21 protein-coding genes and 1 riboswitch are annotated in these 22,947 nt (G+C 65.8%); of the genes, 9 read left to right on the top strand and 12 right to left on the bottom strand.

Going from position 1 to position 22,947, the window contains the following annotated elements:
- Positions 1-174: 174 nt before the first annotated feature.
- Positions 175-381, bottom strand: a riboswitch (cobalamin riboswitch).
- A 59-nt stretch (positions 382-440) separates the two neighbouring features.
- Positions 441-869: a VOC family protein gene (locus RS899_RS02900; protein WP_024765359.1), complete on the bottom strand. Its 429-nt coding sequence runs from the start codon at positions 867-869 to the stop codon at positions 441-443.
- Positions 870-929: 60 nt separating this feature from the next.
- Positions 930-1,658: a class I SAM-dependent methyltransferase gene (locus RS899_RS02895; RefSeq protein ID WP_315809046.1), complete on the bottom strand. Its 729-nt coding sequence runs from the start codon at positions 1,656-1,658 to the stop codon at positions 930-932.
- A 165-nt stretch (positions 1,659-1,823) separates the two neighbouring features.
- Here RS899_RS02895 and RS899_RS02890 point away from each other — a divergent pair, with 165 nt between their 5' ends.
- Entirely contained in the window at positions 1,824-2,192 is a 369-nt protein-coding gene (locus RS899_RS02890; protein ID WP_054908969.1) for a cupin domain-containing protein, read from the top strand.
- Here RS899_RS02890 and RS899_RS02885 read toward each other — a convergent pair whose 3' ends face one another.
- A complete protein-coding gene (locus RS899_RS02885) occupies positions 2,193-3,191 on the bottom strand; it encodes a GlxA family transcriptional regulator (RefSeq protein WP_315809045.1) in 999 nt (332 codons plus the stop codon).
- 101 nt (positions 3,192-3,292) lie between these two features.
- On the opposite strand from RS899_RS02885, the gene RS899_RS02880 reads away from it, so the two are divergent.
- From RS899_RS02880 to RS899_RS02870, 3 genes are all read left to right on the top strand, one after another.
- Positions 3,293-3,841, top strand: coding sequence for a cysteine hydrolase family protein (locus RS899_RS02880; protein ID WP_315809044.1), 549 nt, complete (start codon positions 3,293-3,295; stop codon positions 3,839-3,841).
- Positions 3,842-4,004: 163 nt separating this feature from the next.
- Entirely contained in the window at positions 4,005-4,601 is a 597-nt protein-coding gene (locus RS899_RS02875; RefSeq protein WP_024765354.1) for a LemA family protein, read from the top strand.
- A gap of 21 nt (positions 4,602-4,622) precedes the next feature.
- Positions 4,623-6,533, top strand: a complete 1,911-nt coding sequence (locus RS899_RS02870; RefSeq protein ID WP_315809043.1) for a M48 family metallopeptidase — start codon at positions 4,623-4,625, stop codon at positions 6,531-6,533.
- Positions 6,534-6,727: 194 nt separating this feature from the next.
- Here RS899_RS02870 and RS899_RS02865 read toward each other — a convergent pair whose 3' ends face one another.
- Positions 6,728-6,949, bottom strand: coding sequence for a hypothetical protein (locus tag RS899_RS02865; protein ID WP_315809042.1), 222 nt, complete (start codon positions 6,947-6,949; stop codon positions 6,728-6,730).
- A gap of 88 nt (positions 6,950-7,037) precedes the next feature.
- Here RS899_RS02865 and RS899_RS02860 point away from each other — a divergent pair, with 88 nt between their 5' ends.
- Positions 7,038-7,412: a 5-carboxymethyl-2-hydroxymuconate Delta-isomerase gene (locus RS899_RS02860; RefSeq protein WP_315809041.1), complete on the top strand. Its 375-nt coding sequence runs from the start codon at positions 7,038-7,040 to the stop codon at positions 7,410-7,412.
- A 60-nt stretch (positions 7,413-7,472) separates the two neighbouring features.
- Here RS899_RS02860 and RS899_RS02855 read toward each other — a convergent pair whose 3' ends face one another.
- The 3 genes from RS899_RS02855 to RS899_RS02845 form a co-directional block, all read right to left on the bottom strand.
- Positions 7,473-8,852, bottom strand: a complete 1,380-nt coding sequence (locus RS899_RS02855) for an amino acid permease (protein ID WP_315809040.1) — start codon at positions 8,850-8,852, stop codon at positions 7,473-7,475.
- A gap of 325 nt (positions 8,853-9,177) precedes the next feature.
- On the bottom strand, positions 9,178-9,855 hold the full coding sequence (locus RS899_RS02850) for a class I SAM-dependent methyltransferase (RefSeq protein ID WP_315809039.1): 678 nt from the start codon (positions 9,853-9,855) through the stop codon (positions 9,178-9,180).
- Between the two features lie 62 nt (positions 9,856-9,917).
- Entirely contained in the window at positions 9,918-10,163 is a 246-nt protein-coding gene (locus tag RS899_RS02845) for a hypothetical protein (RefSeq protein WP_315809038.1), read from the bottom strand.
- A gap of 230 nt (positions 10,164-10,393) precedes the next feature.
- Here RS899_RS02845 and RS899_RS02840 point away from each other — a divergent pair, with 230 nt between their 5' ends.
- Entirely contained in the window at positions 10,394-13,510 is a 3,117-nt protein-coding gene (locus RS899_RS02840) for a transglycosylase domain-containing protein (RefSeq protein ID WP_409978039.1), read from the top strand.
- 181 nt (positions 13,511-13,691) lie between these two features.
- On the opposite strand, the gene RS899_RS02835 is transcribed toward RS899_RS02840, so the two are convergent.
- The 3 genes from RS899_RS02835 to RS899_RS02825 are packed head-to-tail and all read right to left on the bottom strand — an operon-like array spanning position 13,692 to position 14,899.
- Positions 13,692-13,913 carry a VF530 family protein gene (locus RS899_RS02835; protein ID WP_315809037.1) on the bottom strand — a complete coding sequence of 74 codons (222 nt, stop codon included), beginning with the start codon at positions 13,911-13,913 and terminating at the stop codon, positions 13,692-13,694.
- 39 nt (positions 13,914-13,952) lie between these two features.
- Complete coding sequence (locus RS899_RS02830; protein ID WP_024765558.1) at positions 13,953-14,261, bottom strand: DMT family transporter; 309 nt, start codon at positions 14,259-14,261, stop codon at positions 13,953-13,955.
- On the bottom strand, positions 14,261-14,899 hold the full coding sequence (locus RS899_RS02825; RefSeq protein ID WP_315809036.1) for an FMN-dependent NADH-azoreductase: 639 nt from the start codon (positions 14,897-14,899) through the stop codon (positions 14,261-14,263). The genes RS899_RS02830 and RS899_RS02825 overlap by 1 nt, the downstream gene beginning before the upstream one ends.
- Positions 14,900-15,050: 151 nt before the next feature.
- Between RS899_RS02825 and RS899_RS02820 the strand changes: the two genes are divergently transcribed.
- Both RS899_RS02820 and RS899_RS02815 read left to right on the top strand, forming a co-directional pair.
- Positions 15,051-15,965: a LysR substrate-binding domain-containing protein gene (locus tag RS899_RS02820; protein ID WP_315809035.1), complete on the top strand. Its 915-nt coding sequence runs from the start codon at positions 15,051-15,053 to the stop codon at positions 15,963-15,965.
- Positions 15,966-16,125: 160 nt separating this feature from the next.
- Positions 16,126-17,319, top strand: coding sequence for a sugar transporter (locus RS899_RS02815; protein WP_315809034.1), 1,194 nt, complete (start codon positions 16,126-16,128; stop codon positions 17,317-17,319).
- A gap of 275 nt (positions 17,320-17,594) precedes the next feature.
- Here the strand turns inward: RS899_RS02815 and putP are convergent, their stop codons facing one another.
- Both putP and RS899_RS02805 read right to left on the bottom strand, forming a co-directional pair.
- Complete coding sequence (gene putP, locus RS899_RS02810) at positions 17,595-19,112, bottom strand: sodium/proline symporter PutP (RefSeq protein WP_315809033.1); 1,518 nt, start codon at positions 19,110-19,112, stop codon at positions 17,595-17,597.
- A gap of 785 nt (positions 19,113-19,897) precedes the next feature.
- The gene (locus RS899_RS02805; RefSeq protein WP_054908982.1) at positions 19,898-20,647 is read right to left on the bottom strand and encodes a helix-turn-helix transcriptional regulator; all 750 of its coding nucleotides are present in this window, start codon (positions 20,645-20,647) and stop codon (positions 19,898-19,900) included.
- A gap of 249 nt (positions 20,648-20,896) precedes the next feature.
- Between RS899_RS02805 and RS899_RS02800 the strand changes: the two genes are divergently transcribed.
- A complete protein-coding gene (locus RS899_RS02800) occupies positions 20,897-22,945 on the top strand; it encodes a TonB-dependent receptor (protein WP_315809032.1) in 2,049 nt (682 codons plus the stop codon).
- Positions 22,946-22,947 lie beyond the last annotated feature (2 nt).

The raw sequence follows: 22,947 nt of genomic DNA, 5'->3' as shown, positions 1-22,947 counted from the left end.
AGCTGCGAACTCAGGGCACAGAGGGAGAGAACGGGAGTCCAGCGCAAGGCGCGCCGGGAGTTGGAAGCAGGAGAATACAAGGTGATCGCCTCGAAATCGGGATTTCGCAGGCGGCGCAGCGACACCCGGAACGAGCGCGCCCCGGGAACCGGCTCACGCCCGCCCACCGCGGGTTTGCCAAACAGGTTCCAGGCCGGTCTCCGGGCTTGCGAGGGTCCTGGGGCATCCGCCTTCCCATGCTTGCGCACAGTGGCCTAGTGGATGCTCCGCTCGCTTACCGTTGCGGGGGCAGCGCCGGACTGATCGCACGAAGGCGACGCACCGGCTTCCCGTTTCACCCCACGCACGGCGGCGGGGGGCACCTGAAACGGGGCGCATATCAACACTTGCGATGGGAAAGCGTCAAGCTCGGGGCTTGCGCAGGATGTTGCAGGGCGGCGTCAGTGCCAGGGATCGTAGGTGCCGAAGCTCCAGATATGCCCTTCCGGATCACGACAGGTGAAGCCCTGGCCGCCGTAGTCTTCGTCCTTGATGTCGATGACGATCTGCGCGCCGCCATCCACCGCTGCGCGGTACAGCGCTTCGGCATCCTTCACCACCACGTAGATGCTCTGGGTGCAGCCGCCGATCTCGTCGGGCTGGCGCATCAGGCGGCCGTACTCGTTGTCGTGCAACGAGCCGAGCATCACCAGGCCGCTGCCGTCAGCCAGCGCCAGCTGCGCGTGGGCGATTCCGCCGTGGTCATCGGCAACGACCAGTTGCCGCTGGAAGCCGAAGGTGGCGCACAGCCAGTCGATGGCCTGGGGCGCATCGCGGTAGCGCAGGCAGGGAATGACGCTGGGGCGGACGACGGAGGCGGGCTGGGACATGGCGATCTCCGGGGCAGGACGGGCGCAATGCTCTGAGCATAGTCGGCCGTTTTTCGCTCTTCAGCGCTGCGCGGCGACCAGCAGCAACATCGGCCGCTCGCGTTCTTCGGCCAGTACCGGATTGGCCTGCACCTGCCCGGCGCTCGGGCCCCAATCCTCGACGTGGCGCAACGTCAGCCCCGCGCCAATGACCGCATTCAGGATGCTGCCCAGTGTACGGTGCTGCTTGATCACGCCCTTGGCGAGCCAGTCGGTGCGGCGCTCGCCTTCGTCCTGGTAGTGATCCACCGGCCAGCAGCGGCGACCATCGCCATCGACGACCCAGCCCGGCTTGAGCGAGGCCATGTAGATCGGGTGTTCGATGGAGAACACCAGGCTGCCGCCGGGGCGCAGCGCATCGTGTACGTTGCGGAAGAAATGCGGCAGGTCTGCGAGGTAATGCAGGGTCAGCGAGCTGTAGGCGAGGTCGAAGGCCGCGGTGGGCAGTTCGAGTTGGTCGAGGTCGGCATGGAAGTAGCTCACCTGCGCGGCGTCGGTGTTCGCCCGCGCGTGGTCAAGCATCTTCTGCGAGACGTCCAGTCCGCTCACCGTGCGCGCGCCCTGCTCCGCGGCGTAACGGCTGAACCAGCCATAACCGCACCCGAGGTCGACCACGTCCAAGCCTTCCAGCGGCGGCAACAGCGAGCGCAGCGAGGCCCACTCCGGCGCGCCGTCCAGGCCGTGCTGCGAACGTGGCAGCTGGGCGTAGCCCGCGAAGAATTCGGGATTGTCGTAGATGTTCTGCGCCATGGATCGGCACTCCTTTCTGACGGACCAAGGGTCGATTGTCTGCGCCAGGGACGGGGCCGGCAACCCGATCAGGTCAATGCAGGGGCGATCGAAGCGCAATTTCCTGCAAGACCGCCCGCCGGGCCCGCCGTAGTTTCGGGAGAAAGATCCCCAGGAGGAAACACCGTGACCCAACGCCAACCGATCAACCTGCAGGACAAGCTCGGCCGCATTACCGAAACCTGGCAACCACGGGTGATCGCCGAGATGAACGACTACCAGTTCAAGGTGGTGAAGCTGCACGGCGACTTCGTCTGGCACAGCCACGCAGACACCGACGAAACCTTCATCGTGCTCGACGGCGAACTGCGCATCGACTTCCGCGACGGCCCGCTGACCCTGCGCGCCGGCGAGCTTTACGTGGTACCGCGCGGCGTGGAGCACAAGCCGTATGCCGAGCAGGAAGTGCAGGTGATGCTGATCGAACCGCGCGGCGTGCTGAATACCGGGGATCAGGGCGGCGAGCGGACGGCGGAGAATGATCGGTGGATTTGATCAGCTCTTGACGGGCACTTCCGTCGCTTTTGCCCCAAAGCGCTTGCGGTAATCACTCGGCGCCATCCCGGTGATCTTGCGGAAGGTGCTGCGGAACGAGCCCGGATCGAGGTAGCCGACCGTATAGGCGATGTGGTCCACCGTGCCGTTGGTGAACTCCAGCAGCTCCCGCGCCTTGCCCACGCGCAGGTGCTGGCAGTACTCGGTGGGCTTGAGCCCGGTGGCGGCGCGGAAGCGGCGCAGGAAGGTGCGCTCTTCCAGCCCGGCCTGGGCGGCCATGGCGGCGAGGCTGACGTCCACCGCGCCATTGCCCTGCAGCCAGTGCTGGACCTTGAGGATCGCGGCGTCGCCATGCCCCAGCAGCGGCGCGAAGTTGCTGCCGCACTGCTGGGCGCTGTCGCTGTGCTCCACCACCATGAAGCGTGCGGTGCGGCTGGCGATGCTCGGGCCGAGCAGGCGGTCGACGATCCGCAGGCCCAGCTCCGACCAGGCCATCAGGCCGGCGGAGGTGATCAGGTCGCCATCGTCGACCATGGGCTTGTGCGGCTCCAGGCGTACGCGCGGGAAACGCTTGGCAAAGGCTTCGGCACCGCTCCAGTGAGCGGTGGCGCTACGGCCGTCGAGCAGCCCGGCTTCGGCTACCAGCAGCCCGCCGATGCAAACCGAGCCGACGATGGCGCCCTCGCCGTGGCGCGCAGCAAGCCAGTCGGTGAGGTTGCGCAGCGGCGCGGCGTCGGGCAGGCCGAACAGTGACGGCGGCACCAGCACCGCGACCAGGCGGCTGTCAGCGCCGGGATGCGTATCGAAGACACGATGCGGTTCGCTGCCGGCCTCCCCGGACCAATGGCTGACGCGCAGTGCCGGCAGCTGAGCGCCGGCCTCTTCGCCGGCGATGCGCTCCGCCACCGCGAAGAGATCGGTCAACCCGTGCAGGGCCGCCGTCTGCACACCGGGATAGAGCAGCAACCCGATCTCGACGACGCTCCGTTCCACAGCCATTGTCAGTTTTCCCCCTGTTATTGTCGTTCCACCTGATCCCCGCTCGGCGAGCGGCGAACCATACTGGTCCCACTTCCTCACCACTCAAAAGGAATTCGGAAATGGCCAAGCAAGCGCTCATCCTAGTGGATATCCAGAACGACTACTTCCCCTCCGGCAAGTGGCCGCTGGTCGGCATCGATCCGGCCGCCGACCAGGCCGCCAAGGTACTCGCCGCCTTCCGCGAGCGCGGTGACCTGGTGGTGCACGTACGCCACGAGTTCGAAAGCGCCGACGCCCCGTTCTTCGCCCCCGGCAGCGACGGCGCGAAAATCCACGGCAAGGTCGCCAACCTGCCCGGCGAGCCGGTGGTCCTGAAGCACTTCGTCAACTCGTTCCGCGACACCGACCTCAAGGCCATCCTCGACCAGCACGGCGTCGACTCCGTGGTCGTTGTCGGTCACATGAGCCACATGTGCGTGGACGGCGTGGTGCGTGCCGCCGCCGACTTCGGCTACACGGTAACCGTGCTGCACGACGCCTGCGCGACCCTGGACCTGGAGTTCAACGGCGTGAAGGTGCCGGCCGCGCAGGTCCATGCCGCCTACATGGCCTCGTTCGCCTTCGCCTACGCCGAAGTGGTGTCCGTCGCCGAGTATCTGAACCGCTGATTTACAGGGCTCGGCAAAAGGGCCTCCATGGAGGCCCTTTTTTTTTCGCAACACGCCGCAATACGGCCGATGCACTGCCGAAGCAAGACGTCAGAAGTTGCCCAACATTCAGCTGGCTTTCCGCTATTATCGACGCTCGATCGCCTGCCGATAAGGACATCCCATGAGCGTTTCCTCGATCATTACCCTCGCCATCATCGCTGGCGTGATCTTCCTGCTGATCAGTGTGTTCAACCGCCTGGTGGCGCTGCGCAACCGCTACCAGAACGCCTTCGCGCAGATCGAGGTGCAACTCAAGCGGCGCTACGACCTGATCCCCAACCTGGTGGAAACCGCCAAGGCCTACCTCAAGCACGAGCGCGAAACCCTCGAAGCAGTGATCGCTGCGCGCAACGCTGCCGTGGCCGGCCTAAAGGCCGCGTCCGAGCAACCGGGCGACGCCGGCCGCATGGCGCAATTGGCCGCCGCCGAGAATGCCCTGGGTGGCGCGATGGGTCGCCTGAACGTGACCCTGGAAGCCTACCCGGACCTCAAGGCCTCGCAGAACCTGCAGCAGGTCAGCGAGGAGCTGTCGAGCACCGAGAACAAGGTCGCCTTCGCCCGCCAGGCCTACAACGACTCGGTGATGGAGTACAACACCTACCGCCAGTCTTTCCCCGCCAACGTCCTGGCCGCCACCTACGGCCACAGCAAGGACGCCAGCCTGCTCGAGTTCGAGGACAGCAAGGCAATCCAGGCCGCGCCGAAAGTCGCCTTCTAAAACCTCGGCGCAGGACGCGCGATGAACTTCTTCGAACACCAGGACCGCGCCCGCAAGCAGACCGGGCGCCTGGTCCTGCTGCTGACTATCGCCGTGGTGTGCCTGGTGACCATCACCAGCCTGGCGCTGGGCTGGCTCTGGCGTCACCTCGGCGAGCCTGCTCTGCACCTGACCTCGCGCGCCTCCCTGCCCGATCCGGAGCTGTACCTGTCGGTGGCCGCCGTGATCGTCGGTGTGGTCGTCCTCGGCGCGCTGTACAAGCAGGTGCAGTTGAGTGCGGGCGGCAAGGTCGTGGCCGAGAGCCTCGGCGGCCGCCTGCTCAACCTCAGCGCCAGCAACGCTGACGAGCGTCGGTTGCTGAACGTGGTCGAGGAAATGGCCCTGGCCTCCGGCTCGCCGGTGCCGCCGGTGTATGTGCTGGAAGACGGCTCGATCAACGCCTTCGCCGCCGGCCTGACACCCCGCGACGCGGTGATCGGCATTACCCGCGGCGCCATCGAGCAGCTCGACCGCAATGAACTGCAGGGCGTGATCGCCCACGAGTTCAGCCACATCCACCACGGCGACATGCTGCTCAACACCCGGCTGACCGCCCTGCTCCACGGCATGCTCCTGCTTGGCCTGATCGGCGGCATGCTGCTGCGCGGCTGGAGCGAGACCAGCACTGGCGTGCGCATCAGTAGCCGGAGCAGCAGCAACGACAAGAACAGTGGCGGCAGCGTGGTGCTGCTGGTGATCGGCGCCGGCGTGGTGCTTTACGTACTCGGCTATGTCGGCACCTTCTTCGGGCAGTTGATCAAGGCCTCGGTCAGCCGCCAGCGCGAGTTCCTGGCCGACGCCTCGGCCGTGCAGTTCACCCGCGATCCCTCGACTATCGCCGGTGCGCTCAAGAAGATCGGTGGCAACCCGCTGGGCGCCCTGCTCAGCGCCCCGCGCGCGGCAGAATTCAGCCATATGTACTTCGGCGATGGCGTGGGCAGCAGCTGGTTCGACACCCACCCGCCGCTGCAGGACCGTATTCGCCGCGTCGATCCGGGCTGGGACGGAAACTACCCGAAATTCGAACCACGCCTGGACGTGGCGCTGATGAACAAGCAAGCCTGGACCGCCGCCGTCACCGGCCAGCCGTACCAGCCCAGCGCCGTGGACGTGGCAGTGGCCGCCGTCGGCGCACCCACCATCGCGCACCTGCAGGAAGCCCGCAGCACCCTGCAACGCCTGGACCAGCGCCTGCAGCGCGCCGCCCATGACAGCGAAGGCGCCGAAGCGCTGGTCTACGGCCTGCTGCTGGACAGCGACCCCGGCCTGCGAGCCCGCCAGCTGGAAGCGATCAAGCAGCGCCTCAACCTGAGCCTGGCGCTGCAACTGGACCTGCTGGAGGAGTCGCTGCTGCAACTCGATCCGGGCCAGCGCCTGCCCTTGCTCGACCTGGCCATGCCGGCGCTCAAGCAACTGGGCGCCAAGGCCTTCCTCGCCCTGCGCGAGAACATGGCGCTACTGATCAAGCTGGACGGCAAGGTCAAGCTGCTGGAATGGACGCTGCTGCGCATCATCGAGCGCAACCTGCGGCCGGGCAGCGGCAAGATCGGCAACGTGGCACTGGCGGACCTGTCCGAAGCCTGCGCAACGCTGCTGGCCTTCCTCGCCCGCGTTGGCGAGACCAGCGACCTGCAGACCGAGCAGGCGTTCGCCGATGCCTGGAGCGGCCTGCCCTTCGCCCCCCGGCCGCTGCCGGGCGCCGCCAGCCTGCGCGAGCTGGAGGCCGCACTGAAGCAGCTGGAACAACTGCGCCCGCTGCAGAAGCCGCAACTGCTCAAGGCATTGGCGCGCTGCATCGAGCACGACGGGCGCATCACCGCTGGTGAAGCGGAGCTGATGCGCGCGGTGGCGGATATCCTGGATTGCCCGATGCCGCCGTTGCTGGCGACCTGAAGCGCCCTCAATCCAATCTGTAGGAGCGAGCTTGCTCGCGAAACCGATTCCGCAGCGGGGTCCGTTCGCGAGCAAGCTCGCTCCTACATAAAAACCCCCTCGTTCTGGTTCGAGTTCTGGCTTTAAAGGATTTCCAGAGAAACATCCGCACGCTCCGGAATGCCCCTTTCAGGAGGCCTCGTTGAAGCGGAGTTTCAGGGGTTGAGCGGCATGGATGCCGCGAGAGCGCTGTCGGGCCAGGGATGGCCCGTCAGCGCGTGCCCCTGAAACTTCGCTTCAACGAGGGAATTTTTCGCCCCAAGCGAAAAACCGGATGGAGGGGCAAGACCTTTTGGTTCCTTTTGGGGCGTTTGCCAAAAGGGACTCGCCGAGAGGCGAAACACGAACCATCCGAACACGCCGACGCGGCGCAGCATCACTTAGCTCCAACTAAGTGATCACTCGTATGTCCTGCTCAGTTGCGCCCTCCTAGGATGGTCACACCGAGCCTAGGACAAAAAGCCCATGCCCCACATCGCCATCGACTACACCGCCAACCTCACCAACGACCTACTGCCTCTGGAACTGCCTGAAAAAATCCATGAAGCAGCAAAAGGCCTGAGCGTGTTCCCCAGCAACGGCCTGCGCACCTTCGCCCGCGCCATCGACCAGTTCCATGTCGGCGCCAACACCCAGGACGAAGCCTTCATCAACATCCAGATCCGCATCGCCCCCGGCCGCCCCGAGGAGTTGCGCCAGCGCATCGTCGACACCCTGTTCGCCACCGCCGAACAGACCCTCGCCGAACTCATCGAAAAACGCCCCATCGGCCTGCAACTGGAAATCACCGAACTCGACCGCAGCCTGACGCGCATGGCCGGCAGCCTGCCCACGACGTAATCATCCAGCAAAAGAAAAGGGCCTCCGAAGAGGCCCTTTTTTCAATCGTTCAACAGCACATCAGGCGCGACTGGCGACGCTGCCCTGCTCCTTCGGAGCAAGGTTGAGCGCAAAGTACAGCACCGTCAGCAGCACCAGGAACGCCGGGCCGATGTACAGCGCGATGCGCGTATCTTCGAAGAACGCCATCAGCACCACCACCAGCACCAGGAAGGCCATGGCCAGGTACGAGCTGATCGGGTACAGCCACATCCGGAACTGCAGCTTGCCGGCTTCGGCAGCGCTCAGCCCACGGCGGAATTTCAGCTGCGCCAGCAGGATCATCGCCCAGGTCCAGATCGCACCGAAAGTGGCGATGGAGGTCACCCAGGTGAACACCTTCTCGGGCACCAGATAGTTCAGCAGCACGCCCAGCAGCAGCGCGAAGATCGACAGCAGCAGCGCATTGCGCGGCACGCCGCCGCTGGAGGTCCTGGCGAACACAGCCGGGGCCTGGCCATGCTGGGCGAGGCTGTAGAGCATGCGGCCGGTGCTGAAGATGCCACCGTTGCAGGACGACAGCGCGGCGGTGATCACCACGAAGTTGATGATGCCGGCGGCGGTCTTGATGCCCATGCGCTCGAAGGTCATGACGAAGGGGCTGCCCTGGGTGCCGATCTCGTTCCACGGGTAGATCGACATGATCACGAACAGCGCGCCCACGTAGAACAGCAGGATGCGCCAGAACACCGAGTTGATCGCGCCAGGGATGGTCTTCTGCGGGTTCTTCGCTTCGCCGGCGGTGAGGCCGATCATCTCCACGCCCAGATAGGCGAACATCACCATCTGCAGCGACATCAGCACGCCGGTGATGCCGTGGGGCATGAAGCCGTCGTTGCTCCACAGGTTGGAGATGCCGGTGGCGATGCCGCCGTTGCCCAGGCCGAAGAAGATCATGCCGGCGCCGGCCAGGATCATGGCGACGATGGTGACGATCTTGATCAGGGCGAACCAGAACTCGAACTCACCGAAGGCGCGCACGGCGATGAGATTGATGGTGCCCATGCTCGCCAGCGCGGCCAGCGCCCAGATCCAGCGCGGCACGTCGGGGAACCAGATGCCCATGTAGATGGCCACCGCGGTGATCTCCGCGACGCAGGTCACCAGCCAGAGGAACCAGTAGTTCCAGCCGGTCAGGTAACCGGCCAGCGGGCCGAGGTAGTCCTGGGCGTAGCGGGCGAATGAGCCGGCCACGGGATTGTGCACGGCCATCTCGCCGAGGGCGCGCATGATCACGAGGATGGCGAGACCGCCGATGATGTAGGAAAGCATGATGGCCGGGCCGGCCATCTGGATGGCCTTGGCGGAGCCGAGGAACAGACCGACGCCGATGCAGGCGCCCAGGGCCATGAGACGGATGTGCCGCTCGTTGAGATCCCTTTGGAGATCGTGGGACGACATGGTGATGCAACCTCATTTTGTTCTTGGGAAATATCAGCTGAGGACTCTAAGTGCAGTCGGGATGCGGAACCGCCGAAAAGGCTTCGCCACCGCGCCGGTCGGCACGGAGGGAGAAGTGTCTGGCAGTTCCAGGACGGCACACCGGAAGAGGCTGCCCGCTCTTGTGAAGCGGACGTGGGCATTGCGGGAGGACCACGGCTGAGGTCGCGGGCGAGTGTTACACAAGTCCGTGGGAATCGTCTGCACCACCAAGGTGCAATGTGACCAAAGGGATAGCGGCGTATCGCCACATCTTCCCGCGCCACCAGGGCCGCTGCAGAGCGCTTCAGCCTCCCAGCGGCTGCACCTCCAGCAGCAGCGAGCAGGGCTTGCCGGTGTCCGGATGACGAGGCTCGCGCAGTTGCCGCAGGCGCCAGCCGCTGGCGGCCAGCAGCGCCAGCCAGGACTCCAGGGTGCGGAAGAACCAGGGCATCGGTGCGCTGAACTCACCGCCGAAGGCAGCGAAGTCTTCCAGGCGCCAGCCGTCCACATAGGGCGCGTCACCGCAGGCGGCCCACGGATGCACGGTCTGAATCAGCAGCCGCCCGCCGGGATTGAGCCGCTCGCGAAGTACGGCGAGCAACGGCGCGATGTACTCGTCGAGCAAGGCGAAATTGCACACCAGGGCGTCGAACTGGCCGAGTGAATCTCCGGCTTCGATGAGTCCCGCGTAATCCATCACTTCATAGCGCCCACCGCCCGCCATCTGCGCGGCTTCAATGAGCGGTGCGGAAGCATCCACGCCGACACACTCGCTGCCCTTCTCGGCCAGCGCACGACACAACCAGCCTTCGCCGCAACCGATATCCAGCACACGGCGTGCCGGACCTTCGGCAATCGCGGCGAGGATCGCCGCATCGGTCACCAGCCGCCGGCTCTCGATGCGTTGCTCGCGCACCGCGCGGGTCCAGGCATCGGCGTTGGCTTGCCAACTCTGGCGGATTCGGGCGTCGTGGTCGGTCATGGCGATATCCGTAAGTGGGGCGAAACGATCGCGGATGAATCCGCTCCTGCGCCGGTGTCGGGCTACGGCGTCCTCAACGACTTGGGCACCGCCAGCCCCTTGGGCGGCGGCGTCTGCGGCAACGCCTTGCGGCACCCGGCATCACTGAACGGTCCGCCGATCTTCTGCCAGCCACTGCCCGGTGATGTCTGCTGGCAGGTATAGGCGCCATCGAGCTTGCTCTGCCATTTATAGAAGGGCATCGGCGCGGCGGCGAGGTTCAACGAAACGCCCAGCAGCGCGGCCAGGGGCAAAAAGTACGAACGCATCGGCAGCCATTCCTGTCCAAATAATCACATTCCACCTGCTGGCCGTCGGCAAATCAATCCGGCGAGCCACGAACGGTACCTGGCGGCGCGCAGATTTTTCGCCGCCGACTACGCTGGAACTTAGGAAAGCCGCAGGTTAGGGGCTTTCGCGGCGCCGGGAGGGGCGTCGGCCATCACGTGGGCGGAGTTCGCTACCTGGGCTGTCGTACAAGCATGGGCGGGGCGTGAATATGGGCAACTCGAAGCATTCCGGTACGCAAGTGGCAGGACAACCGGGAAGTCTGGGGCCCGGCCTTTCCCCACAGAAAGTGCATCACCACCGCTTCCTGATCCTCTTCCTGTTTCTCCTGCCCTTGCTTGCCGCCATGGGTGCGGCGCTGCTGTATGAGGCGCGGACCTCCAAGCTGCAGGCGCGCGAGCTGGCACGCTACGCCACTGGCCTGACCTGGAGCCTGGAACAGGGCAGCACCGACGATGTGGTTTATCCACAAGGCGGCCCCTTCGATCGGCGCCTGGGCTATCAGCAGTTGCCGACCTTCCTGGGCCGCCTGCACGAGCGCAACTTCGTCACCTTGAGCCAGGCGCGCTTCTCCGATCCGCTGATGCAGTACACCGGCCACGGGATGTTCCCGCCCTACCCGGAGAAGGCCCAGGCCGGCGTCGATATCGCCGACTGCCGCGGCCTGCCGATCTACAACTTCCGCTACCCGCAGCGGCTCTACGCCAACTTCGAGAGCATCTCGCCGGCCATCGTCAACAGCCTGCTGTACATCGAGAACCGCGACCTGCTCGATCTCGACCGCCCCTACCTGAACCCCGCCATCGACTGGAGCCGCTTCACCCAGGCTTCCGTGGCGCAGGTGGGCAAGCTGGTCGGGTTGGGCAACCACGCCCCCGGCGGCAGTACCCTGGCCACACAGATCGAGAAGTACCGCCACTCAGAGGATGGCCGCACCAACTCCATCACCGACAAGCTCCGGCAGATGGCTTCGGCCAGCGTGCGCACCTACCAGAACGGCGCGGAGAACATGGCCGCACGGCGCAACGTCGCCCTCACCTACCTCAACTCCGTACCGCTCTCGGCGCAGCCGGGTTACGGCGAAGTGAGCGGCCTGCCCGATGGCCTGTGGATCTGGTACGGCGCCGACTACCAGCAGGTCAACAAGCTGCTCAACGCCCCGCCCGGCTCCGGTGCGGAGCTTGCCGCGCAGGGCAAGGCGCTGCGCCAGGTCGTTTCGCTGATGATTGCCCACCGCCGGCCTTCCTGGTACCTCGCCCGTGGCCGCGACCAACTGGCCGTGCTGACCGACAGCTACCTGCGCCTGCTCGCGCAGAACAACGTGATCACCGCGGAACTGCGCGACGCGGCGCTCAAGCAGAAGCTGGTATTCCGCGATCCGCGCAGCGAGCCCAGCTTCACCCCGCTGGAAAACAACAAGGGCATCGGCCTTGCGCGCACCCGCCTGGCCGGCATGCTCGACGTGCCGCTGTACGACCTCGACCGTTTCGACATGAGCTTCACCACGACCCTGCAGCATGAACTGCAGGAGCAGGTCACCGGCTACCTGCGGCACCTGTCCGACCCGGACTTCGCCGAGCAGATCGGCCTGTTCGGCGAGCACCTGCTGTCCAAGGACAAGACCAGGGACGTGCGCTACAGCTTCACCCTGTTCGAGCGCACCCCCAGCGGCAACCGCGTGCGCGTGCAGACCGACAGCACCGAGCAACCCTTCGACATCAACGAAGGCAGCAAGCTGGAGCTGGGCTCGACCGCCAAGCTGCGCGTGCTCGCCACCTACCTGGAAACCATCGCCGACCTGCACCAGCAGTACGCGCCGATGACGGTCGCCGAACTGAAGAAGGTGGACATCGAACCGCTGGACATCCTCAGTCGCTGGTCCATCGATTACCTGATCGCCGCCAAGGACCGCAACCTGCCGGACATGCTCGCCGCCGCGCTGCAACGCAAGTACTCCGCCAGCCCCTATGAAAGCTTCTTCACCGGCGGCGGCGTGCACACCTTCAGCAACTTCCGCAAGGAGGACAACGGCCGCATCCCGACCCTGCAGGACGCGCTGCGCGAATCGATCAACCTGCCCTTCGTGCGCCTGCTGCGCGATCTGGTGCGCCACGACATCTACGCCAACGAGGGCAGCAAGGTAGCGGTGCTGGCCGACGACAACGACCCGCGCCGGCAGGACTACCTCGACCGCTTCGTCGACAAGGAGAGCCAGGTCTACCTGTTGCGCTTCTGGCAGAAATACAAGGGCAAGGACAACGACGACCGCCTGAATACCTTCCTCGATGGCCTGCGCGCCTGGCCGGTGCGGCTGGCAGCCATCCATCGCTACCTGCAGCCCCAGGCCGATCTACCGACCTTCGCCGCCTTCCTGCAGGACCGCCTGAAGCAGGGCAAATACGCTGGCGACAAGCTCACCGACAAGCGCATCGAGGACCTCTACACCCGCTATGGGCCGGGCGCCTTCGACCTCAATGACCAGGGCTACGTCGCCCGCGTGCACCCGCTGGAACTGTGGCTGCTGGGCTACCTGCAACGCCAGCCGGCGGCGACCTTCGCCGATGCGGTGGCCGCCAGCGACGCCGAGCGCAAGCAGGTCTACGGCTGGCTGTTCAAGTCGCGGCACAAGTACGCCCGCGACAAGCGCATCCGCATCATGCTGGAGGTGGAAGCGTTCCTCGACCTGCATGAACAGTGGAAGCGCCTGGGCTACCCGTTCGACCACCTGGTGCCGTCGCTGGCCACCGCGCTGGGCAGCTCCGGGGACCGCCCTGCCGCGCTGGCGGAGCTGATGGGGATCATCCTCAACGATGGTGTGCGCCAGCCGACCCTGCGCATCGACAGCCTGCACTTCGCCGCCGCTACGCCCTATGAAGTGACCCTCGGCCCGGAATCGGGCAGCGGTCGCCAGGTGATGCGTTCGGAGGTCGCCCAGGCTCTGCGCACTGCGCTGTCGCAGGTGGTGGACGCGGGTACCGCGCGGCGCTTGTCAGGCACCTTCAAGCTGGCCAATGGCAGCGCACTGGTGATGGGCGGCAAGACCGGCACCGGCGACAACCGCATCGAAAGCGTGACGCGCAGCGGCTGGGTGAAAAGCTCCAAGGCGATGAACCGCACGGCGACCTTCGTCTTCTACATCGGCCCACGCCATTTCGGCACGCTGACCGCCTACGTCGCCGGCAGCGAGTCGGACAACTTCAAGTTCACCTCGGCGCTGCCGGTGCAGGTGCTCAAGGGCATGGCGCCCATGTTGTCGAGCTACCTGGAGCCCGGTATCAGCACCGGCTGCCAGGAGCGGCTGGATAACCTGCGAGTGAGCTGGCGGTAGGCGCTGCTGCATAGATCGGTTTCGCCCCTTCACCCCAGCCCTCTCCCTGGGGAGAGGGCTGGGGTGAAGGGGTAGCCCAGACGCCTGAACCTGTAGGAGCGAGCTTGCTCGCGAACCGCTTCATGCCATGGGGAACCGGCCAGATTCGCGAGCAAGCTCGCTCCTACGAAGAGCCGCTCTGTTACTTGCCCTGCACGCTCTTCACGTACAACGCCTCAACCTGCTCCCGCGCCCATGGGGTGCGACGCAGGAAGGTCAGGCTGGACTTGATGCTCGGGTCGTTATTGAAGCAGCGGATATCGATGCGCTTGGCCAGCCCGTCCCAGCCGTACTGCGCTACCAGCTGGGTAAGGATCGCTTCCAGGGTCACGCCGTGCAGCGGGTTCTTCGGTTTGTCGGTCATGTCAGTGTCGTCGTGCGGAGAATGCGCGGCACCTTAGCATCAGGCCCGCAGCCCGGCCACGCCGGCGATGATCAGGGCGACCGACGCCAGCTTGGTCAGGGTCAGCGCCTCGCCCAGCAGCAGGAAGCCGAAGAACACCGTGCCCAGGGTGCCGATGGCGGTCCAGATCGGGTAGGCGATGCTCACCGGCAACTGGCGCATCGCCAGGGTGAGGAAGAAAATCCCGCCGATCACCGCGAGCACCGTCACCACGGTCGGCAACGGCCGGGTGAAGCCCTCGGCGTACTTCATCGACACCGCGAACATCACCTCGAACACCGCCGCCACCATCAGCATCGCCCAGGCCATCACGCACGCGCCCACTCGCTCTCGGCGAGGTCGGCCAGGGCTTGTTCAGCCTGTTGATAGGAAGCGCGGAAGGCCTCGGGATTGCCCTCCTCACCCTCGGCGGCGATCACCTGCACATCCTCGATGCCGAGGAACCCCAGCGCCACGCGCAGCCAAGCGTCGGCATGGTTCATCCACTCCAACTCACCGCCCGGCCCCATGCCGGCGCCACCGCGGCTGGTGATGATCAGCGCCTTGCGGCCCTTGAGCAGCGGCTCGTATTCGGCCTCGCCGTCCTTGATGTGCAGGTCGAAGGTGCGGCCGATACGGACGATCTGGTCGACCCAGGCCTTCAGGCCGCTGGGCACGCTGAAGTTGTACATGGGCGTGGAAATCACCAGCAGGTCGTGGGCAAGCAGCTCGTCCACCAGCTCATCGCTCAACGTCAGCTCCGCCTGAAGTTCGGCCGGACGATGCTCGCGCTGCGGATGGAAGGCAGCGGCGATGAAGCCTTCGCTGACGTGGGGCAGATTGGCTCGGCCCACTTCGCGGTGAGTAATGTCTGCGGACGACAGCGCAGCGAGGAAGCCCTCGGCCAGGCGACGGGAATGGGAACGCTCGGCACGCGGGCTGGCGTGAATGGCAAGAATACGGTTCATCTGTTACTCCTTCTGTTCGACTTGTTCCAGGTGATTCATCCGTTACACTGGATTGCCACCCTGCTTGCCATCCAAGGTATTTTCAGGCGGTCTCCCGGACAACTGAGGGAAACTGCACTCAGATGAGTCCAACTCATCCATGGAGCTTTCGATGTTCGCCAACCTGCCCCTGCCCGCCCTGCGTACCTTCGAATCCGCTGCGCGCCAGCTGAGCTTCAAGGCCGCCGCCGAGGAACTGGCGGTGACGCCCACGGCGGTATCCCACCAGGTCCGCGCGCTGGAGGAATGGCTGGGCCTGCCGCTGTTCGAGCGGCTGCCACGCCAGGTGCGCCTGACCGAGGCCGGCGAGCGGTTGTTCCGCAGCCTGCACGGCGCGCTGCTGGAGGTCTCGCAGTCAGTGGACAGCCTGCGTCCGCAGCGCAACGCCAGCAGCCTGACGATTTCCACCACCCCCGCGTTCGCGGCGCTCTGGCTGGTGCCGCGCCTGGGGCGCTTCTATGCGCGCCATCCGCACATCCGCCTGCGCCTGGATAGCCAGTGCGAACTGCTCGACCTGCAGCAGGACGCCAGCGTCGATCTCGCGATCCGCTACGGTTTCGGCGAGTACCCGCGCATGCACAGCCAGTTCCTCCTGGCCGAACGCTTCGCCGTGTATGGCGCGCCAGCACTGGTGGCGACCGCCGATGTGGACGTGCCGGAGATGATCAGCGTGCGCTGGTACAACTCCGAGCTCTACGAGCGCGGCTGGAAGGCCTGGTGCGCAGCAGCCGGAGAGGAATGCCTGCTGACCCAGGCGGTACAGCGCGAGTACGAGGAGGAGTTCTACGCCCTGCAGGCGGCCATCGCCGGCCAGGGGCTGGTGCTGGCCAGTTCGCTGCTGGTGTCGGAGAGCGTGGAGAAGAGGCTGCTGGTGCCCTATCGGCCGGAGATCAACGTCCCCGGTGCCAGCTACACCGCGCTCTGCGTGCCCGGCCGCGAGCGCCATCCACCGGTACGCGCGTTCCTCGACTGGCTGGCCGAGGAAGTGGCGCAGGCGGCCGATCCGCTGATCGACAATGCCGCCTGAGCCTGCCGCTGCACCCGCGCAAGCGTCCCTTTGCCGTGCGCGGGCCAGGATGCGTGGTTAGAATTGCACTCCGCCGCAACAACAATTCTTCTTTGCCAGGGACACGCTACAAGCGTGATCCCAAGGCACGGCCTGAGCCCCCTCTCACCTCAGGATTCCCATGACAACCGCGCAAGACACCCGTACCGGCAGCTGGCTGAACGTCATCGCCCTGGCCATCGCCGCCTTCATTTTCAACACCACCGAGTTCGTCCCGGTGGGCCTGCTCAGCGACATCGGGCGCAGTTTCGACATGCGTCCGGAACAGACCGGCCTGATGCTCACGCTCTACGCCTGGGTGGTGTCGCTGGCCTCGCTGCCGCTGATGCAGCTGACCCGCAACATGGAACGCCGCCGCCTGCTGGTGGTGATCTTCTGCCTGTTCATCGTCAGCCATGTGCTCTCCGGCTTTGCCTGGAACTTCACGGTGCTGATGATCAGCCGCTTCGGCATCGCCTTCGCCCACGCAGTGTTCTGGTCGATCACCGCCTCGCTCGCGGTGCGCGTGGCGCCACCGGGCCAGCAGGCGAAAGCCCTCGGCCTGCTGGCCACCGGGACCATCCTGGCGATGGTGCTGGGCATTCCGCTGGGCCGCGTGCTGGGTGAAGCGATGGGCTGGCGCACCACTTTCCTGGCGATTGCCGGCGTCTCGGTGGTCGTGGTGCTCTGGCTGGCCCGCGCGCTGCCGCTGCTGCCGAGCCAGAACTCCGGTTCGCTGCGCAGCCTGCCGCTGCTGCTGCGCCGCCCGGCGCTGGTGTCGATGTATGTGCTGACCGTGCTGGTGATCACCGCGCAATTCACCGCCTACAGCTACATCGAACCGTTCGCGCGGGAGATCGCCGCGCTGGACAGCCAGAAGACCACGCTGCTCCTGCTGCTGTTCGGCGGCGCCGGGATGTTCGGTTCGATCCTCTTCAGCCGCTACAGCGAGCGCTTCCCGCGCGCCTTTCCGTGCATGGCCATCGCCGTGCTCGGCGGCTCGCTCCTGCTGCTGATGCCGCTTTCCCATTCGCCCACGGCGCTGCTGGGCCTGAGCCTGTTCTGGGGCGCGGCGATCCTCTGCTTCGGCCTGGCGCTGCAGGCCAAGGTCCTGCAACTGGCCCACGACGCCACCGACGTGGCCATGGCGATGTTCTCCGGCCTGTACAACGTCGGTATCGGCGGCGGTGCGCTGCTGGGCAGCCGCGTGGCGGTGGGCATGGGGCTGGAGTGGATCGGCTATGTCGGTGGCGCGCTGGCGGTGGTCGGCCTGCTGCTGTGCCTGTTCGCCTGCTGGCGGTACGCGGCGGCGATGAGTGGCAACACCTCGCGCTGATCGCCCCACGCCGGATTTGCCAACCAGCGTAGGAGCGGACTCCGTCCGCGATAGGTTCGCATCGCGCCGGGAGCATCGCGAAAAAAGTCCGCTCCTACGCACAGGTCAGCACGGAGCCATGACCTGTAGGAGCGAGCTTGCTCGCGAACCTGCCCGACACCCACGGCATCAAGGGGGTTCGCGAGCGAGCTCGCTCCTACAGAAAAGCCAATCCTGACGCCACAAAAAAGGCCGCGGCCCTTGCGGGAGCGCGGCCTTTTTCATTCAGCTCGGGATCAGCGGCTGGTCACCGCAGTGCCTGCCGGCTGAGTGGCCTCGGCGTATTCCGCCTCGGCTTCCTCGAAGCGCTGGATCATCGCCTTCGACGGTGCCGAGCCGATCAGGCTGAACACCACGATGGAAATGCTGGAGAAGATGAAGCCCGGGATGATCTCGTACAGGCCGAGCCAGCCGAACTGCTTCCAGACGATCACGGTGACCGCACCGACGACGATGCCGGCCAGCGCGCCGTTGCGGGTCATGCCCTTCCACAGCACGGAGAACAGCACCAGCGGACCGAAAGCGGCGCCGAAGCCGGCCCAGGCGTAGGACACCAGGCCCAGCACGCGGTTTTCCGGATTGGCGGCCAGGGCGATGGCAATCAGCGCCACCAACAGCACCATGGCGCGACCGACCCACACCAGCTCAAGCTGGCTGGCGTTCTTGCGCAGGAAGGCCTTGTAGAAGTCTTCGGTCAGGGCGGAGGAGCACACCAGCAGCTGGCAGCTCAGGGTGCTCATTACCGCGGCGAGGATAGCGGACAGCAGCACGCCGGCGATCCACGGGTTGAACAGAATCTTCGCCAGTTCGATGAAGATGCGCTCGTGGTTCTCGCCCACGGCGCCGGCCTGTTCCGGATGCGCCTGGAAGTAGGCGATGCCGAAGAAGCCCACGGCCACGGCGCCGCCCAGGCAGAGGATCATCCAGGTCATGGAGATACGGCGGGCAGCCGGGATCGACTTCACCGAATCAGCCGCCATGAAGCGCGCCAGGATATGCGGCTGGCCGAAGTAGCCCAGGCCCCAGGCCATCAGCGACAGCACGCCGACGAAGGAAGCGCCCTTGAACATGTCGAAGTTGGCGGCGTCCTTCAGCTCGATGGCAGCGAAGGCCGGATCGATGCCGCCGGTGGCGAGCAGCACGAAGATCGGCGTGAGGATCAGCGCGAAGATCATCAGCGAGGCCTGCACGGTGTCGGTCCAGCTCACCGCCAGGAAGCCACCGACGAAGGTGTAGGCGATGGTCGCAGCGGCACCGGCCCACAGCGCGGTCTCGTAGGACATGCCGAAGGTGCTTTCGAACAGGCGGGCGCCGGCGACGATGCCGGAGGCGCAGTAGATGGTGAAGAACACCAGGATCACCAGCGCGGAGATCACGCGCAGGATGCGGCTGTTGTCTTCGAAGCGGGTGCTGAAGTAGTCCGGGAGCGTCAGGGCGTTGCCATTGTGCTCGGTGTGCACGCGCAGGCGACCGGCGACGAACAGCCAGTTCAGGTAGGCGCCGCAGATCAGGCCGATGGCGATCCAGCTTTCCGAGATGCCCGACAGGTAGATGGCGCCCGGCAGGCCCATCAGCAGCCAGCCGCTCATGTCCGAAGCACCGGCCGACAGCGCGGTGACGAAGCTGCCGAGGCTGCGGCCACCGAGGATGTAGTCGGAGAAGTTGTTGGTCGAACGATAGGCGGCCAAGCCGATCAGAACCATGGCCGCGATGTAGATCACGAAGGTGATCAGTGTTGGCGTGTTGACGCTCATGGGGGCTCCCCTACAGCTTGTTTTTATCCAGGTACGCGGGGTATCGCGAACCCTTGACTGGCAGTCGGCGTGGTTGACGCCGACCGGTTAGCGCTTGCTCACAGGCAAACCGGGTTGCGCGTGATACCAAACAGGCACCGAACCGCTACGCATCCCGACGCAGGCACGCCCCATCCTTGCTGGCGTCATCCTGCAGCCACCGTCTCACCACGGCGACTTCCGCCCCGCTTTCGCCGGTGGGCGAGGTGCGGGGCGTTTTCCGGGCGTTACCCGGTCATCCTTCAGGCGCCGGAGTCGGCGTCCTGCTCCCGTCGAGTTATCCCCAGCCGCACAATACGGGGCTGGCGACGAAACTCGTCGGCAGTGACTGAAATTGAGCACACGCACGCATGAAGAAGCGGCAGGGAGTGGCCGGCGCGCGAGGGCGCGGATTGTACAGAAAGCAGGCGATGCGGTTGCACCGGTCCGACCGGTGACGGCACGAGGCCACGGGCAGGCGCTGCAGGCCGGGCCGTGAAGGAAGTGGCGCGGCCAGGTGCAGGCGCGCGACAGGCAAAGACAGAACCGGTGATGGGCATGGCGCCCCTCCCGCGTATCGAGCTGGCTGTTGTTCTTGGTCTGACCGGGTTGCACCTTGGAACACCAGCAACGCGGTGGGCGGACTCTATGGGTTGCACCCAAAGGAATTCTTGCTGAAAGCTCTGGAGTTCTTGCAAAAGACTCCGGCGCCCGAAGGGCAATACCTGTCCACTCGATCAGCAATTCACGGCGCGCAGGCCCGCAATTCAGCAGCGGCGCAGGTTGCCGGGGGTCAAACCCAGGTAACGACGCATCGCGGTGGTCAATGCGCTCTGGCTGGAGAAACCGCACTCCCCGGCTACGCCGACCAATGGCAGCTCGGTTTCCCGCAGCAGGCGCGCGGCGCGGTCGAGGCGCTGGCGCAGCAGGTACTGGTGCGGCGTGAGGCCGACACGGTCCTTGAACTGCGCATGGAAATGGCTCGGACTCAGGCAGGCGACCTGCGCCAGCTCCGCCACGGTAATGCGCCGGGAAAGGTGATCGGCGATGTAGCCGTCCAGCCGCTCCAGGTCCAGCGGCCCGTTGCGCGGCGCGCGGTCTTCGCCGAACAGCCGCAGGTGCAATGCTCGCAGCAACACGCCACCCAGGGCACGGGCGAGCAGCGGGTCATCGCCGTAGCGGGCGATTTCCGCCCCGGCGTAGCTGAGCAGGTTCTGGAAGTCCGCATCCAGTGTCGGGTAGCGCGGCATTTCGAACAGCCTCGCCAGCAGTTCGCGGTCCTGCTCGCCGGTACCTGCCTCGGTCAGATCGACGATCAGCATCCGGTTGTCGCCCAGCCCGGCGAACTGGTGCCCGACATCTCCTGGCACCAGGCATGCGCGCATGCGGCAGACCTCGCCGGCGGTACCGCCTATCTCGAACTCCGCACGGCCGCTCAGGGACATCACCAACTGGTGATGGTCATGGGCGTGCTGGTCAGCCTGGTCGGGCAACGTGGCGAGACGGGTATCGAACATGGCGCGATCTGATCAAATTTTGAGCATGGTACGAAAATTCCATCGACCTGCCCAGCCAGCAGGTGCAACCCGGCGCAACTCGGCACCGGACTCCGCACGAAATCATCTAAGCAGGAAAGTATTGCTAACCGATGGATATGTTATGTTATAACAAATAACACTTCCCCATTTTCCCCTTCCCGCCGCCTGGCACATCCCTGACCACGAGGGAGGGGTTCGCTTTGCCAGAAGAAAAACCAGGAGTTCGTCATGCCCCCATCCCTTCCCCGTCCACGCTGGCGTTTCGCACCGCTGGGCATCGCCCTCTGCGCCGGTGCGCCTTCGCTGGCCGATGCCGCCCCCACCGAACTGGAGCCGCAGGTGATTACCGCCAACCCGCTGGGCGATTCCTCCCCCGCGGCGCCCAGCAGCGTGCTGCAGGGCGACGAACTGACCCTGCGCCAGAAAGGCAGCCTGGGCGAAACGCTCAATGGCACGCCGGGTGTGTCCTCCACCTGGTTCGGCCCCGGCGCCAGCCGCCCGGTGATCCGCGGCATGGACGGCGATCGCATCCGCATCCTGCGCAATGGCGTGGGCGCGCTGGACGCCTCGTCATTGTCCTACGACCACGCCGTGCCGGAAGATCCCAACATGGTCGAGCGCATCGAGGTCGTGCGCGGCCCGGCCGCGCTGCTCTACGGCGGCAACGCCATCGGCGGCGTGGTCAACAGTTTCGACAACCGCATTCCCAGCGAACCGGTGGACGGCATCCACGGCCAGGGCGAGCTGCGCTACGGCGGCCCGGACACCACCCGCAGTGCTGCCGGTGCACTCGAAGCCGGCGACGGCAACTTCGCCCTGCACCTCGACGCCGGCTCCCGCGAGTTCAACGACCTGCGTATCCCCGCTTACGCTCACTCCGCGCGCCAGCGCCAAACCGATGGTGACGACTCCAAGCACCGCGTGAACAACAGCGACGGCCGCCAGGACAGCGGCGCCATCGGTGGCAGCTACCACTGGGATCACGGCTATGCGGGCCTGTCCTACAGCGGCTACGACAGCAACTACGGCTCGCCCGCCGAGGACGACGTACGCCTGAAGATGCAGCAGGACCGCTACGCCTTCGCCTCGGAAATCCGCGACCTCGACGGCCCCTTCAGCTCGGTCAAGCTGGATGCGGCCTACACCGAGTACCAGCACAAGGAAATCGAGGACGGCGAGACTGGCACCACCTTCAAGAACGACGGCTACGAGGCGCGTATCGAAGCCCGGCATAAACCGATCGGGCCAGTGGAAGGCATCGTCGGCGCGCAGGTCGCCAACAGCCGCTTCTCCGCGCTGGGCGAAGAAGCCTTCGTGCCGCATACCGAGACCGACAGCGCGGCGCTGTTCTTCCTGGAGAACTGGCAGGCCACCGAGCGCCTGGCGCTGAACCTGGGCGGTCGCGCCGAGCACACGCGCATCGACCCCAATGCCAAGGACAACGAGCGCTTCGCCGAAAACGACGGCTCACGCAGCTTCACCGCTGGCAGCCTGTCCAGCGGCGCGGTGTACAAGCTGACGCCGATCTGGTCGCTGGCCGCCACCCTCGCCTACACCGAACGCGCGCCGACCTTCTACGAGCTCTACGCCAACGGCGCTCACGCGGCCACCGGCACCTATGAAGTGGGCGACGCCGACGCCAGCAAGGAAAAGGCCGTTTCCACCGACCTCGCCCTGCGCTTCGACAACGGCCGGCACAAGGGCAGCGTCGGCGTGTTCTACAGCCGCTTCTCCAACTACATCGGCCTGCTGGCCAGCGGACGCTATCGCGATGAGGAAGGTGCGGTGGTGGATGCCGGTGACGACGAAGCGCTGCCCGAATACCTCTACAGCGGCGTCAAGGCCGACTTCTACGGCGTCGAGGCGCAGGACCGCATCCACCTGCTGGACAGCCCCTACGGCCGCTTCGACCTGGAGCTCTCCGGCGACTACACCCGCGCGAAGAACAAGGACACCGGCGAAGCGCTGCCGCGCATCGCCCCGCTGCGCCTGAACAGCGCGCTGCTGTGGGAACTGCAGCAGTGGCAGGCGCGGGTCGACGTGGAGTACGCCGCCGACCAGAACCGCGTGCCGGAGAACGAACTGCGCACCGACGGCTACACCACCCTCGGCGCCAGCCTCGGCTACCGCTTCGACCTGGGCGACAGCCGCTGGCTGGCCTTCGTCAAGGGCGAGAACCTGACCAACCAGACCGTGCGCTACGCCAGTTCGATCCTGCGCGACAGCGTGCCGGCTGGCGGGCGTGGCATCCAGGCGGGGGTAAAAGTGGCGTTCTAAAG

It is taken from the genome of Pseudomonas sp. C9-3 (assembly GCF_032392015.1).
Taxonomy (GTDB): Bacteria; Pseudomonadota; Gammaproteobacteria; order Pseudomonadales; family Pseudomonadaceae; genus Pseudomonas; species Pseudomonas nitroreducens.
The sequence above is the reverse complement of the archived record's forward strand: the minus strand, read 5'-3'. Positions and strand labels throughout refer to the sequence as shown.

Bases quoted from the DNA above. Each gene is read 5' to 3' on its own strand.
- RS899_RS02900 (WP_024765359.1), bottom strand. From the start codon at position 869: ATGTCCCAGCCCGCCTCCGTCGTCCGCCCCAGCGTCATTCCCTGCCTG.
- RS899_RS02895 (WP_315809046.1), bottom strand. From the start codon at position 1,658: ATGGCGCAGAACATCTACGACAATCCCGAATTCTTCGCGGGCTACGCC.
- RS899_RS02885 (WP_315809045.1), bottom strand. From the start codon at position 3,191: ATGGCTGTGGAACGGAGCGTCGTCGAGATCGGGTTGCTGCTCTATCCC.
- RS899_RS02880 (WP_315809044.1), top strand. From the start codon at position 3,293: ATGGCCAAGCAAGCGCTCATCCTAGTGGATATCCAGAACGACTACTTC.
- RS899_RS02875 (WP_024765354.1), top strand. From the start codon at position 4,005: ATGAGCGTTTCCTCGATCATTACCCTCGCCATCATCGCTGGCGTGATC.
- RS899_RS02870 (WP_315809043.1), top strand. From the start codon at position 4,623: ATGAACTTCTTCGAACACCAGGACCGCGCCCGCAAGCAGACCGGGCGC.
- RS899_RS02865 (WP_315809042.1), bottom strand. From the start codon at position 6,949: ATGCTGCGCCGCGTCGGCGTGTTCGGATGGTTCGTGTTTCGCCTCTCG.
- RS899_RS02860 (WP_315809041.1), top strand. From the start codon at position 7,038: ATGCCCCACATCGCCATCGACTACACCGCCAACCTCACCAACGACCTA.
- RS899_RS02855 (WP_315809040.1), bottom strand. From the start codon at position 8,852: ATGTCGTCCCACGATCTCCAAAGGGATCTCAACGAGCGGCACATCCGT.
- RS899_RS02850 (WP_315809039.1), bottom strand. From the start codon at position 9,855: ATGACCGACCACGACGCCCGAATCCGCCAGAGTTGGCAAGCCAACGCC.
- RS899_RS02845 (WP_315809038.1), bottom strand. From the start codon at position 10,163: ATGCGTTCGTACTTTTTGCCCCTGGCCGCGCTGCTGGGCGTTTCGTTG.
- RS899_RS02840 (WP_409978039.1), top strand. From the start codon at position 10,394: ATGGGCAACTCGAAGCATTCCGGTACGCAAGTGGCAGGACAACCGGGA.
- RS899_RS02835 (WP_315809037.1), bottom strand. From the start codon at position 13,913: ATGACCGACAAACCGAAGAACCCGCTGCACGGCGTGACCCTGGAAGCG.
- RS899_RS02830 (WP_024765558.1), bottom strand. From the start codon at position 14,261: ATGGCCTGGGCGATGCTGATGGTGGCGGCGGTGTTCGAGGTGATGTTC.
- RS899_RS02825 (WP_315809036.1), bottom strand. From the start codon at position 14,899: ATGAACCGTATTCTTGCCATTCACGCCAGCCCGCGTGCCGAGCGTTCC.
- RS899_RS02820 (WP_315809035.1), top strand. From the start codon at position 15,051: ATGTTCGCCAACCTGCCCCTGCCCGCCCTGCGTACCTTCGAATCCGCT.
- RS899_RS02815 (WP_315809034.1), top strand. From the start codon at position 16,126: ATGACAACCGCGCAAGACACCCGTACCGGCAGCTGGCTGAACGTCATC.
- putP (WP_315809033.1), bottom strand. From the start codon at position 19,112: ATGAGCGTCAACACGCCAACACTGATCACCTTCGTGATCTACATCGCG.
- RS899_RS02805 (WP_054908982.1), bottom strand. From the start codon at position 20,647: ATGTTCGATACCCGTCTCGCCACGTTGCCCGACCAGGCTGACCAGCAC.
- RS899_RS02800 (WP_315809032.1), top strand. From the start codon at position 20,897: ATGCCCCCATCCCTTCCCCGTCCACGCTGGCGTTTCGCACCGCTGGGC.